The organism is Stenotrophomonas sp. MMGLT7, assembly GCF_021168555.1.
GTDB lineage: Bacteria > Pseudomonadota > Gammaproteobacteria > Xanthomonadales > Xanthomonadaceae > MMGLT7.
In genome coordinates, this window is record NZ_JAJOZS010000009.1 from 52,116 (window position 1) to 65,361 (window position 13,246).

Here is a 13,246-nt window from a genome sequence, read left to right on the forward strand (position 1 = left end):
GCCGCCGGGGTGTCGCCAATGTTCAAATGCCGGTCGTAATTCTCCATCAATCGCATCCGCGACCACGTTCACCGAACGGCCCGTAGCAGCGACTTCAGTCGCGATGGGGCCTTCCCGGTAAAGCCCCATCGCGACTGAAGTCGCTCCTACGGAAGCGGGCGGCTGCGCTTCACGGCCTGTTCGCCGCCGGCATTCGGACGTTGGCGCGACGCTAGAGTTGCAGGGTACTGCCCGGGAACCCGTCCGCGGGCGCCGGCTCCGCGCGGCCGCCGAGGTGGCGGGCTAGGAAGTCCTCCACCAGCGCGTTGAACGACATCCGGTTGGGCTCGCGCACGAAGCCGTGGCCTTCGTCCGGGTACAGCGCGTACTCGACCGCGATGCCGTTGCCGCGCAGCGCCGCCACCATCTGCTCGGACTCGGCCTGCTTCACCCGCGGGTCGTTGCCGCCCTGGGCGATCAGCAGCGGCGCGCGGATCGCGGCGGCGCGGTGCAGCGGCGAGCGCTCGCGCAGCAGCGCGCGGCCCGGCTCCGTCTCCGGGTTGCCCAGGGCGCGGTACTGCATGGCGCGGGCCGCCTCCCAGTACGGCGGGATCGACGCCAGCAGGGTCTCCAGGTTGGACGGGCCGACCACGTCGATGCCGCAGGCGTAGCGCTGCGGGTAGCGGGTCAGCGCCGACAGCACCGCGTAACCGCCGTAGCTGCCGCCGAAGATCGCCAGCCGCACCGGGTCGGCGATGCCGCGCGCGATCGCCCACTGCACCGCATCCTCCAGGTCTTCGTCCATCTTCCGCCCCCACTCGCCGTCGCCGGCGGCGATGAAGGCCTTGCCGAAGCCGGTGGAGCCGCGGAAGTTGACCGACAGCACCGCGTAGCCGCGGTTGGCCAGCCACTGGTGCATGCCGCTGTAGCCGAAGCCGTCGCGCGACCAGGGACCGCCGTGCACCAGCAGCACCAGCGGCAGCGGCCGGCGCGCGCGCAGCTCGCCGGCATCGGCCTCCACCGGCACGGTCAGGTACGAGACCAGCTTCAGGCCATCGCGCGACTCGATCACGGTGGACTGCATCCGCGCCAGATGCGCGTCGGCCAGCTGCGGGCGCAGCTCCAGCAGCCTGTCCAGCGTGCGGGCGCGGCGGTCGTACAGGTAGACCACGCCCGGCCGCACGTCGGACGAGGCCGAGACCAGCCACAACGCCCCGTCCTCGGTGCGGCCGCCCAGCCGCCACTCGCCGATGCCCTGGGCATCGAGGAACGCGATGTCCGGGGCGATCGCCTCGTCCAGCACGTGCAGGCGGTAGCGCTCGTAGGTAGCGGCGTAGGCCAGCGGGTGGAAATCGTCCTGGTCGTTGATGGTGCCGCCAATGTCGGCGCGCGGATCCTCGGCCAGCACGGTCGTCGCGCCGCTGTCGAAGTCGATGGCGACCAGCGCGGCGGTGTCGCGGCCGCGGCTGTCGCGGAAGTACAGGGTGCGGCCATCCACGCTGAAATGGGTGGGACCGGAGCTGCGCGCGTCCTCGGCCGACAGCGCCAGCCACGGCTGCCACTGCCCGGCCGGGTCGCGGCGCAGCAGCTCGCTGCCACCATCGGCGGTGCTGCGCGAGGCCAGGCGGACGCGATAGTGGGCATCGGCCAGGTAACCGGAGAAGCCGGGATTCTCCTCCAGCAGTTCCAGCTCGCCGCTGCGCAGCGCCAGCCGGTACAGGTCCGGATAGCGGCGGTCGCGCTGGTTCAGCGTCACCAGCACGTGGTCCGGGTGGAACCGGCTGACACTGAACACACCGGCGCGCACGCCCTGCGTCGCCGGCGTCAGCGCGCGCACCTCGCCGCTGGCGACGTCGGCGGCGAACAGGCGCCAGTTCTCGTCGCCGTCGCGGTCCTGCGAGAACAGCAGCAGGCCCGGCAGCCGGCTCCAGCTGAAGCCCTGCACCCCGCGGCGCGCGTCGAAGGTGACCTGCCGTGCCTGCTCCATGGCTGTGCGCGGAGCGGCCCAGATGTTCATCACTCCGTCGCCGTTGGCCAGCCAGGCCAGCCACTGCCCGTCCGGACTGATGCCGATGCCGGCGCGTGCCGGGTTGGCGAACAGGTGCGCGCGCGGGATCAACGGCGGCAAGGCGGGTTCGGCGGCGGCAAGCGCGGCCTGCAGCACCTCCACGGCCCGCCTCCACTGCACGGCTGCCTGCCCGCGACCATGCGCCATGTGCGCCTTCAGCCGCGTCGCCTGCTGCGGATGCTTGCGCTCCAGCAGTTGGAACACGTCGATGAAGGCGCCATCGTAGTCCGCCGCGGCCTTGGCCTCGGCATGCAGCTGCCCCAGCAGCGCCTTGATGCGTTCGTCGTCGGCCTCGCCCCAGTCCTCGCGCGCCACCGCCGCGGCCGTCATTGCCCGCAGCCAGCCGTGCAGCGTGTCCGACACCGCCGTGCGCGAGCTGGCCGGATCCCAGGCCGCGGCCTCGATGCAGGCGCCGACCGCGGCGTCGGCGCTGTCCGGCGGCAGCGCATCGACCCGCGCGACCACATCGCGGCGCAGCTGGCGCCATTGCGCCGGCGCGATTTCGGCACCCGACAGCCGGCGCCGGTGCAGCCCGGCCACCGCCGCCAGTGCCGCGGCCGCCGCATCGCCGGGATGCAGCGTGGCCAGTCCATGTTCGTCACCGTCCAGCAAGGCGAGCACGCAGCGGCTGCCGGCGGCGTCCGCATCGGCGCCCACCTCCAGCGCTTCCAGCAGGGCGGCTGCGCGCGCGATGCCTTCCGGCAGCGCCGGCGCCGCGACCAGCAGGCCGTCCAGCAGCAGCGCCAGCCACTTCGGCAGTCCGAAACGCTGCTCCCAGGCGTCGAGATCCTCGCCCTGCAGCAGGCTGCCGACCAGGCTGCCGGCCTCGCCGTTCCAGTGGATCGGGCGCGCCACCCAGCTTCCCTTGCGCTCCAGTTCGCGCAGGCGTTCGAGCAGCTGCTGCTTGCATGCGGCTTCGCCGCGATAGGCCGGCATGCGCATCAGGCTTCCAGGTGGCGGTCGATGAGCCCGGCGATGCGCGTCTTCGACGTCAACCCGAGCACGCGCTCGCGTTCGACCCCATCGACGAACAGGATCAGCGTCGGCAGGCCGCGCACGCCGAAGCGGGCGGCGACATCCTTGTTGTCGTCGGCGTTGACCTTGCAGACACCGACCTCGCCGGCGTACTGCTCGGCCACGTCGTCGAGCACCGGCGACAGCTGCTTGCAGGGGCCGCACCACTCGGCCCAGAAATCCACCAGCACCGGGCCGCGCGCCTGCAGCACGTGTTGGTCGAAGGTGGCGTCGGTGGCGTGTAAGACATGGTCGGACATGGGAATCTCCTGGTGATGCGGTGCTTGGATGGATCTGTTGGCGTCGGCTGCCGGCTCTGGCGTTGCCAGTCGCTCCGGCGTCAGCCCGGAGAGCCGCCGGGCAAGCCGGGCGCTACGGCAAGGGTTTGGCGGTCATGGCGCGGGCGGGGCGGCTTCGAGCAGTTCGACCAGGCGGGCGCGCAGCCTGTCGGCGCGCGGGGTTCCCAGCTCCGGCATCCGGCGCCAGAACCCATCGTTCAGTCGCATCCAGTCGGCGTTCTCGCCTTCCCATTGCGCACGCAGCTGCCGCAGCTGCTCCTGGTCCAGGTTGCCCTCGGCATCGCGCCTGGCACGCTGCTCGAACCAGTGGAAGCGCAGCTCGTCGGTGGCGATCTGCTCGCCGCTCCAGCCCTGGTCGACCTGGAGGATCTGGTGCTGCAACTGGATGCCCATCAGCAGCAGCGCACCGACCCATGCGCCCTCGTCGCCCGGTTCGGGCAACGGACTCAGGCCGGCGATCATGTCGGCGAAGGCGTACTGCGCGCCTTTGCGCGGATCGCGCGGGTTGCGCAGCGGCTGCACCACCTCGCGCAGCGCGTGCCAGTGCGCCCGCGGCACCGCCTCGCCGGCACGCTCGGCGCGGCGCAGCCGCAGCCAGCCCTCGCGCAGTTCCACCACCGCCGGGTCGTGCTCCAGCAGCGTCGGCCAGTCGATGCTCGCGTCGTCCAGCCAGGCCTCGAACAGTGCGGGGGCGACGCCGTCCACGTCGCTGCCGGGACGGATCGCGCCGAGCACCTCGGTCACGTGCTCCTCGACCATGACGCCGGCGAAATGCAGGGCGCAGCCCAGCGAGAACGGCAACCCGCTCACCCGCTCGAACACCTGCCCGTTCTGGCTGTGCACCAGCGCCGCGGAAACCGTGCCCTTGCCTTCATGCCAGAACGGGAAGCGCGAGACCACGACCTCCCCGGTTGCCGCATGCCGGCGCAGGCGCTGCATCAGGAAGTCCTTCAACTCCGGATCGCCGTAGAACGCACCGCCCAGCGATGCCGCGGCCGCCGCATCGTCGGCCGCCGTAGCTGGGGCAGTGGCAGGGGCAGTGGCCTGAATCCCGTGCCGGCCCAGCCACTGGCGCAGCTGCGGCAGCGTCTGGGTGCCGGTATGGCGCACCTGCTCCTCGCCATCCTTGAACAGCACCAGCAACGGAATGCTGCGCACGGCCAGGCGCTCGGCCAGCTGCGGATAGGCCTGGATATCGAGCTTGGCGATGCGCAACGTGCCCTCGTACTCGGGCGCCAATCTTTCCAGCAGCGGCGACAGCGTGCGGCACGGCACGCACCAGTCGGCCCAGCAATCGAGCAGTAGCGTGCCACCGGCGCGCAGCTCGTCCTCCAGCGAGTTGGCGGTGACATCAACGATGGGAACGGACATGGACATCCTTGCGGTATCGATAAGGGAGGTGGAACGTCGCCCAGAGCGTGCTATGCGCCTCAGGCCGGTGCCGCCGCGGCGGCACCCGTGCCTTCGAGCTCGAAGACGCGGTCGTGGAAGGCTTCCAGTTCGCGGCGATGGGCGACGCTGACCAACGTGCTGCCGGGCAGCCGTTCCAGCAGCGTGGCGTACAGCGCCTGCTCGGTGTCCGGATCGAGCGCACTGGTGGCCTCGTCCAGGAACAGGAAGTCCGGCCGATGCAGCAGCGCGCGGGCGATCGCCAGGCGCTGCTGCTCGCCGCCGGACAGCTTCTGCTGCCAGCGGTCGCGCTCGCCCAGCCGTTCGGCCAGCGCCGGCAGGCGCACTGCCACCAGCGCCTCGCGGCAGGCCTCGTCGCTGAACGCATGGGGCTCGCCGGGATAGCACAGCGCCGCCTTCAACGAACCGTAGGGGATGTAGCTGCGCTGCGGCAGGAACATCAGCCGGGCCGAGGCGGGCAGGCTCACCCGGCCACGGCCGTAGGGCCAGATGCCAGCGACCGCACGCAGCAACGTGCTCTTGCCGGCGCCCGAGTTGCCACGGATCAGCCAGCGCTCGCCGCGGCCAAGTTGCAACGGTGGCAGCGTCGCAATCGACTCGCCCGCTGGGCGCGCCAGCGTGATCGGGCCGGTGGCGATCTCCTGTCCGGTGATGCGCTCAAGCTCGATTCCCCGCGGCATGTCCCGGGCGTGGGCGATTGCCGCAGACAGATCGCGCAGGCGATTGCCCACCGCGCGCCACGTGGTGAAGCTGACGTAGGCCTGGGTAAAAAAGGACAGGCTGCCGTAGAGCGTATTGAAGGCGCCCGTGATCCGGGTCACGTCGCCCAGCGAGATCGCGCCGGACAGATAGCGCGGCAGGGACGCCAGCGTCGGCAGGATCGATCCGACCTCCACGTACATGTCGCGTGCCAGCATCATCTTGCAGGTCCGCAGCATGATGGCCAGCCAGTTGCCACGCACGTCGTCGAAGCTGCTGAGCAGGCGCTGGCGCTCGCGCTCGCCGCCATCGTAGAAGGCGACCTGCTCGGCATTCTCGCGCAGTTGCATGCCGCGGTAGCGGAAATCGGCCTCCACTGTCTGGCGGCGATTGAACAGGCCTATCAACTGGCGGCCGGCCAGGTGCGAGACCAGCAGGCTGCCCAGCGCATAGGCATAGGCCAGGTACACCATGTAGCCCGGGATGGCGAAATGGCGGCCGCCGACATCGAACTCCAGCGTGCCCGACAGCCCCCATAGCACCGCGGTGAAGGTGACGGTGGTCACCACGACCCGGATCGTTCCCAGCGTCAGGCTCAGGGTCAGCTCGACGAACATCTCGATGTCCTGGGAGATGCGCTGGTCGGCATTGTCCACGGAGGCATCGCGTTCGATGCCGTAGTAGGTGCCGTGCTGCGTCCAGGCATCCACGTACCAGCGGGTCAGCCAGCTGCGCCACTGATACTTGAGCCCCTCGCTGGTCAGGTAGGCCGACAGCAACCGCACCATCACCGCCAGCAGGCCGGCACACAGCGCCAGCGCCAGCACCTGCCACAAGCCGTCCCATTGCCGGCCGACCATGGCATCGACGACGAGGCCATCCAGCTTGTTGGACCACACCGCGATGTAGACGCCGCCGAACATCAGCGTCAGCTGCAGCGCCAGCAGCAGCCAGCCCTTCCAGCTCTGCCGCGACTTCCAGTAGGGAAGGATGATCTGCATTACGCCGGGCCGGGCATTGGCCGAGGAATTCATCAAGGCTTTTTCCTGTCGTCACAGCGACAAGCCTGCCACCGCGCTTGATGCGCAGCGGCAGGCTTGCCGGAGATTGCTGCAAGAGCGATGGTCAGAAGCTCTTGCGCCATGTCAGGGCCACCGTTCGCCCTTCCTGGACCGGAACGTACATGGTCGACGCCGAGTAGCCATAGAGCTGGCGGTCGAACAGGTTCTTCACGCCCAGCCGCAGCGACCAGTCCGGCTGCTGGTAGGAGATGCCGGCATCCACCCGCGCCGCGCCCGGCGCAACCACCGATGCGCTGGTGGTCCCCAGGCGGGTCCAGCTGTAGCCGGTGACGCCCAGCGACACGCCGAATCCCTGCAATCCGCCAGACTGGAAGTCGTAGGTGGACCACACGCTGGCCTGGTGCCTGGGCTCGGCCGCATAAAGCGTGGTCGAGTTGCCGGTATCCTCCGACTTGGCATAGGTGTAGTTGAAGATCAGGTTCAAGCCCGGCAGCAGCTGCCCGGCGGCCTCGGTCTCGAAACCGCGCACCCGCTTGGCTTCGCGCACGTCGTAGCAGGCGCCGGCGCTGTCGTACTGCAGGGTGTTGGACTGGTCCAGCTGGTAGACCGCGGAGGTCCACGCGAAGGCCCCGTCGCGGCTGTTGACCTTGATGCCGGCTTCCTTGTTATTGGTTTCCATCGGCGGGAAATCGCCGTTGCCGCCGGTACCGCAGTTCTTCACGGTGACGAACTGCGGCAGGAAGCCCTCGGCGTAGCTCGCATACAGCGAGACGTTCGAAGTGAGGTTGTAGACCAGCCCCACGTTCGGCGTGGTCTGCTCCATGCGGCTCTTGATGGTCAAGGTGGTCCTGCCGGACTGCACGTACCCCGTGCTGGCGGGACCACTCTCGTAGCGGGTCCTGCGCACGCCAAGCAGTGCATGCCAGTCGCCGAAGCTGATCAGGTCCTGGGCGAACAACGCATACTGCTGGGTGGTCGAGTCGTAGTACGAGTACAGCGTGTCGGCATTGCGCGGCAAGGCGACGAAGTCGTATTGCTCGGCCTGGTAGACCGGCACCGGGATGTTGCTGCCCGAGTAGCTGACCACGTTGCTGGCCATGCGGGTGTGATTGAAGCCGGTCGACAGCTTGTGTGCGAACGGCCCGGTATCGAAGGTCATGCGCAGGTAATGATCGCCGCTGGTGGTGCGAAAGTCCGAAACGGTGCTTCCTGGCGCCATCGAGATGATCATGTCCGCCGTGCTCTGCGGGAACTGGGGCGTGTATATCTGCAGATCCTGGGTGCTGAGCGTGCGCTGCATCCGGCTCACCAGGGTCAGCCAGGGCGCAAACGCATGCTCCACGCTGTAGAACAACGCCTTGTTGCGTACCCGCATGCCGTCGGTGGCGGCGCCGAGGCGCATGCTGGGGATCGGCTGGATGCCGGCCAGGCCGAAGGTATAACGATTCTGCGGCGAATACTGGTTGTCGTAGGAAAGGCCAACCAAGGCGTCGGTGGCCTCGTCCTTCCAGCGCAGTTCGGCCAGGACGGAATCGGATTCGCGACCATCGAAGCCGGCATCGTTGCGATCGGCGCGCGCGGACGAGCCGATCAGCCGGTAGCTCAGCCGCTTGTCGTCGGTGACTGCACCGGACAAGTCGAGCGAGCCGCTCTTGTCCGCGTGCGAGCCGTACTGCAGGCTGAGGTCGCGGATGGTCTCGGCCGAGGGCTTCTTGGTCACGATGTTGACCGCACCGCCGAGCGATTCGCCCCCGGAGAGGATGGCCTGCGGCCCCTTGAGTACCTCGACCCGCTCGACGTTGGCGATATTGACAGTGCCCGAGTACGGATTGGTGACGCCGTTGGACAGCGTGCTGGTCTGGGTGAAGCCGCGGATGGAGTAGCTGGGCAGGCCCTGCGCACTCTCGCGGGTCACCACGCCCGAGACGTTCTGCAGCACGTCCTGCACCGACTGCGCCTGCTGGGTCTCGATCACCTTGGCAGTGATGACGGTGACCGACTGCGGCACGTCCAGCAGGTCGCTGCCGCTGCGGGTGGCGGTGTCCGAACTGGAGGCCTTGAACCCGGTCTCGGCCTCGTCGCGGGTGGCGACGACGTGCAGCGTGTCCAGTTGCGGCACGAACACCACCAGTTCGCCGCTGGCGTTGCTGGTCATGGTCAGGCGGCTGCCGGCGATCACTTCCTGCACCGCCGCGACCGCATTGCGGCGCCCGACCAGGGCCGGGGCCTGTTGCCCCTGCACGTCCCGGGCCTCGAAGCGGACCGGCCTGCCGCTGATCCGCGCGATCTCCTTCAGCGTCGTGGCCAGCGGTCCGGCGGGAATCGCGTAGTCGTTGCCGGCTTCGGCCACGACCGGCGCGACGGCGGACGTCTGCGCACGGGCCGGCTGCAGCATCGCCGCGAACAGCGCGGCACACAGCAGCGAGAGTGGAGCACGGCCCGTGATCGGGCAATGTGTACTGAACAATTCGCTACTCCTAACTGTGGGGGAGGACGATCGCAGCAGCGGGCAACGGTGGTGTCATGCAGCGGGGAGCCAGGGCGGATCCCGCAGCATTTCCTTGTGACATAAGGATGTCCGTGTCTTTGCCGTTACAAGAAACAGCGGACCGGGTTCGACTATGCGCAGGCGACACGGCGATGGGGCATACAATTTCTCGCGCTCTTAACGAAACTGTTATGATCAATTACCTCTAACGATTTCCGATCCCACGAGTATCCGGTCGTTTCCGCGGCGGCTCATGGCCTTTGCTCATGTCGACATCGCCCAAGCACATGCGCGCAGCACGCGCCAACGCCGCCTCGGGTAGCGCCAACGCCGCCACCCGCGTCGACCGGATCGCGCAATCGCTGGCCGAGCGCATCCGCAGCGGGGAACTGGCCGCGGGCACGCGGCTGCAGTCGGTGCGCAGCCTCGCCCGGCAGGCCGGCACCAGCATCCAGACGGTGCTGCGCGCCTACGACAAGCTGGTCGCGCAGGGCTACCTGGAGGCGCGGCGCGGCTCCGGCTTCTACGTCAGGTACAAGGAACGCGTCGCCACCTCAGCCGAGCCCTCCTGGCTGCAGGCCAAGCCTGCGGCCAGCGACTGGCGCCGGCTGCTGCATGCCGACCGCCCCTACGAGCGCCGGATCGGCTGCGGCACGCTGCCCGAGGCCTGGCTGGACAAGCCGGCGCTGGCTTCGGCGATCCGCGCCATCGGCGCCACCTCGCTGCAGTCGCTGGCCGGCCACGCCGACCCGCATGGCTACCTGCCGCTGCGCCAGCAGCTGCAGCTGAAACTGCTGGAGCACGGGATCGAAGCCGATCCGCGGCAGATCGTGACCTGCGCGGGCGCGGCGGACGCGCTGCACCTGTTCGTCTGGTCGCATTTCCATCCGGGCACCTACGTGCTGCTGGAGGACCCGGCCCCGTTCCTGCACGTGCAGCGCATGCTGGCCAGCGGCCTGGAGATCGTGCGCGTGCCGCGGCTGGCCGACGGTCCCGACATCGAGGCCATGCGCGAGGTCTGCGCCCGGCACCGGCCGCGCGCATTCTTCTGCAGTTCGCTGCTGCACAACCCCACCTCGTCCAGCCTCTCGCCGGGCAAGGCCTTCCAGATCCTGCAGCTGGCCGAAGAATTCGACCTGACCGTCGTCGACGACTGCACCTACGCCGACCTGCTGCCGTCTTCGCCACTGGTCCAGCGGGTTCCGCTGGCGGCGCTGGACCAGTTGCGCCGGGTCGTCCACGTCGGCAGCTTCTCCAAGACCCTGGCCGCGGGCCTGCGGGTGGGCTTCCTCGCCGCCAGCCCCGCCTGCGTGGAGCGCATCGCACTGCACAAGTCGGTCGGCGCGATCAACAGCCCCGTCCTCGGCGAACGCCTGGTCTACCACCTGCTGTCCCAGGGCAAGTACCGCCACCACTGCGAACGGCTGCAATCGCGCCTGCACGCGTGCCGGGAGCGGCTGATCGCACAGCTCGCGGCGCGCGGCTTCGTGCCGGAGCCGACCGCCTCTGGCATGTACCTGTGGCTGTCGCTGGGCCAGGGCGTGAACGGCAAGGCGATCGCGCAGGCGCTGGACCGGCGCGGCCACGTCGCCGCGCCGGCCCAGGACGTCTTCAGCCATTCACCGCGCAACACCTCCCACATGCGCCTGAATGTCGCCGTGGCCTGCGACAACCCGGTGCTGGACATCCTGGCCGAGGAAGTCGCCATCGCCCGGCAGGCCGGCGACGGCGGCACGCGAACGCGGCGCTGAGTGGCGGGAGGCGTGGATGCCGGGCACGGCGATGGCCGGCGCCACGCAAAAACGGACCGATGGCGGCCGCGTAGCGGGACGCGGCCAGGGCCCGGAGCCATAGATCGCAAGAACGGATCGACCGCATGCGCCGGCCATGGCATCGCCGGCTAGACATGGCGCATGCGGCGCGGCGCGTAAAATCCACCATTCCATCCCATTGCCGGGCAGCGCCACGACCCGCGCCGCCCGTCCCTTCCCCGCAGCGAGGCCCCGATGACATTCCAATCCATCCAGACCCAGCCGGGCGTGGCAGCCCAGCGCGACCCGCAGACCACCGGATTCGTCTTCAACCACACCATGCTGCGGGTCAAGGACATCGTGAAGTCGCTGGACTTCTACACGCGCGTGCTCGGCTTCCGCCTGATCGACCGCCGCGAGTTCCCCGAGGCCGAGTTCAGCCTGTACTTCCTCGCGATCCTGCCGCCGCAGGCGCCGCTGCCCGAGGACGATGCCGAGCGCCGCACCTGGATGGCCGGCATACCCGGCGTGCTCGAGCTCACCCACAACCACGGCAGCGAGCGGCAGGAAGGCCCGGTCTACCACGACGGCAACAGCGATCCGCGCGGCTTCGGCCACATCTGCGTGTCGGTGCCGGACATCGAATCGGCCTGTGCCCGTTTCGAGCAGCTGCAGGTGCCGTTCCAGAAGCGCCTGAGCGATGGCCGCATGAAGAACATCGCCTTCATCAAGGATCCGGACGGCTACTGGGTGGAGATCATTTCCAACACTTCGCGCGCATGATGTACCGGGGCCGGCACTGATGCGCCTGCGGCCGGCCCTCCTTCCTCCCTGCCAGGCCCGCCCATGAACCGCCAACGGTTCCAGGTCATCGCCGTCGCGTCATTGCTCGCCGTGCTCGGCGCCGTCGTGCCACTGGTGATCTCGCTGCGGCTTTCCTGGTCGCAGTCCGTCGCCCAGCAGCAACAACAGCTGCACACGCTCGCCCTGCGCGCGCTGCAGCGCACCGGCAGCACGCTGGCCGATATCCGCGCCACGCTGGATGCACTGAACGCACTGCAGGCCGCGCCCTGCTCGAGGGAACACGTGGCGCGCATGCGCGCGCTGGTGGTCGAGGCCTCGCCGGTGCTGGAGGCCGGCTACTTCGACGGCGGCAGGCTCGTGTGCAATTCGTGGGGCAGGAACGAGCGGCCGCTGATTCCTGCCGCGCCCGCCTTCACCACCGCCGACGGCCTGGACGTGGCGCTCGGCATCCGCCCGATGATCAATCCGCAGACGCCGATGATGGCGTTCCGCTCCGGGCGATACGACGTGCTGGTGCCGCCATCCAGCCTGGCCGACATCGTGATCGCCGAACACGTGGCCGTGCTGCTGACCTCGCACGGCAAGGTCGTCGCCACCCTGCACCATCCCGAGGCGGAACTCGCCGAGCGACTCGACGGGCTGCCCGCCGCCGGCCTGACCGAACGCAGCGTGTATGCGCTGGCGCGGCAGGGGGAATGGACCGCGGTGGCGACGGCGCCGCGTTCGGACCTGGCCGCCGGCTTCCGCCACCTGGCCTGGCTGCTGGTTCCCGCGGGCGCGGGCGTGGCCGCGCTGCTGGTCGCCGCCGTGGTACTGCTCTCGCGCCGGCGCCTGTCGCCGCTGGGCGAACTGAAGCGGGCGGTGCGCCGGCGCGAGTTCCTGGTGCACTACCAGCCCGTGATCGACATGCGCGACGGCGTCTGCGTCGGCGCCGAGGCGCTGGTGCGCTGGCGGCGCGAGGACGGCACGCTGGTGTCGCCGGACAACTTCATCCCGCTGGCCGAGCAGAGCGGGTTGATCATGCCGATCACCGACCAGGTGATCGAACGGGTGGTGCACGACCTCAACCGCGCACTGGTCGCCGACCGCACCCTGCACATCGCCATCAACCTGTGCGCGGCCGACCTGCAGAGCGGGCGCGTGCTGGACGTCATCGCCCGGACCCTGGAGCACACCGGGATCCAGACCGCGCAGATCTGGCTGGAAGCGACCGAGCGCGGCTTCATGGACCACCATGCCGCGCTGCAGACCATCGGCCGCGCCCGCGCCCAGGGCCACATGGTGGCCATCGACGACTTCGGCACCGGCTATTCCAGCCTGAAGTACCTGCAGCACCTGCCGCTGGATGCGCTGAAGATCGACAAGTCCTTCGTCGATCCGCTCGACGACGAAAAGGATGCCTGCGCGATCACCTCCCACATCATCGACATCGCGCGCACACTGGGCCTGAGCACCGTGGCCGAGGGCGTGGAAACCGAGCGGCAGGCACAGCGGCTGCGCGCGCAGGGCGTGGAGTATGCGCAGGGCTGGCTGTTCTCGCGGCCGCTGCCGGCCGACGCCTTCCTGGACTACGTGCGCGAGAACCGGCGCCGCTACCCGCCGCCGGCCGGCTGAGGCATGTCGGCATGCCGATTGCGCGCACGGAGCCATCGCGCTCGAACGCGGCCGCCCCTTCCCGTGTAGGAGCGACTTCAGTCGCGATGGGGCTCTAC

Annotated in this window: 8 protein-coding genes; 3 read left to right on the forward strand and 5 right to left on the reverse strand. The window is 69.3% G+C overall.

What is annotated here, in order from left to right; genetic code table 11:
- Positions 1 to 211 precede the first annotated feature (211 nt).
- From LRX76_RS12345 to LRX76_RS12365, 5 genes are all read right to left on the reverse strand, one after another.
- The gene (locus LRX76_RS12345; protein ID WP_231805651.1) at positions 212 to 2,983 is read right to left on the reverse strand and encodes a S9 family peptidase; all 2,772 of its coding nucleotides are present in this window, start codon (positions 2,981 to 2,983) and stop codon (positions 212 to 214) included.
- Positions 2,984 to 2,988: 5 nt separating this feature from the next.
- Positions 2,989 to 3,321, reverse strand: coding sequence for a thioredoxin (trxA, locus tag LRX76_RS12350; RefSeq protein WP_231805653.1), 333 nt, complete (start codon positions 3,319 to 3,321; stop codon positions 2,989 to 2,991).
- Between the two features lie 132 nt (positions 3,322 to 3,453).
- Positions 3,454 to 4,731: a thioredoxin domain-containing protein gene (locus LRX76_RS12355; protein ID WP_231805655.1), complete on the reverse strand. Its 1,278-nt coding sequence runs from the start codon at positions 4,729 to 4,731 to the stop codon at positions 3,454 to 3,456.
- A 59-nt stretch (positions 4,732 to 4,790) separates the two neighbouring features.
- A complete protein-coding gene (locus LRX76_RS12360) occupies positions 4,791 to 6,470 on the reverse strand; it encodes an ABC transporter ATP-binding protein/permease (protein WP_231805657.1) in 1,680 nt (559 codons plus the stop codon).
- A 124-nt stretch (positions 6,471 to 6,594) separates the two neighbouring features.
- Positions 6,595 to 8,958, reverse strand: a complete 2,364-nt coding sequence (locus tag LRX76_RS12365) for a TonB-dependent receptor (protein ID WP_231805659.1) — start codon at positions 8,956 to 8,958, stop codon at positions 6,595 to 6,597.
- A gap of 308 nt (positions 8,959 to 9,266) precedes the next feature.
- Here LRX76_RS12365 and LRX76_RS12370 point away from each other — a divergent pair, with 308 nt between their 5' ends.
- From LRX76_RS12370 to LRX76_RS12380, 3 genes are all read left to right on the forward strand, one after another.
- Positions 9,267 to 10,730, forward strand: a complete 1,464-nt coding sequence (locus tag LRX76_RS12370) for a PLP-dependent aminotransferase family protein (RefSeq protein ID WP_231805661.1) — start codon at positions 9,267 to 9,269, stop codon at positions 10,728 to 10,730.
- A gap of 255 nt (positions 10,731 to 10,985) precedes the next feature.
- Positions 10,986 to 11,513: a lactoylglutathione lyase gene (gene gloA, locus LRX76_RS12375; RefSeq protein WP_231805663.1), complete on the forward strand. Its 528-nt coding sequence runs from the start codon at positions 10,986 to 10,988 to the stop codon at positions 11,511 to 11,513.
- Positions 11,514 to 11,576: 63 nt separating this feature from the next.
- Entirely contained in the window at positions 11,577 to 13,148 is a 1,572-nt protein-coding gene (locus LRX76_RS12380) for an EAL domain-containing protein (RefSeq protein ID WP_231805665.1), read from the forward strand.
- The last annotated feature ends 98 nt before the right edge of the window (positions 13,149 to 13,246 follow it).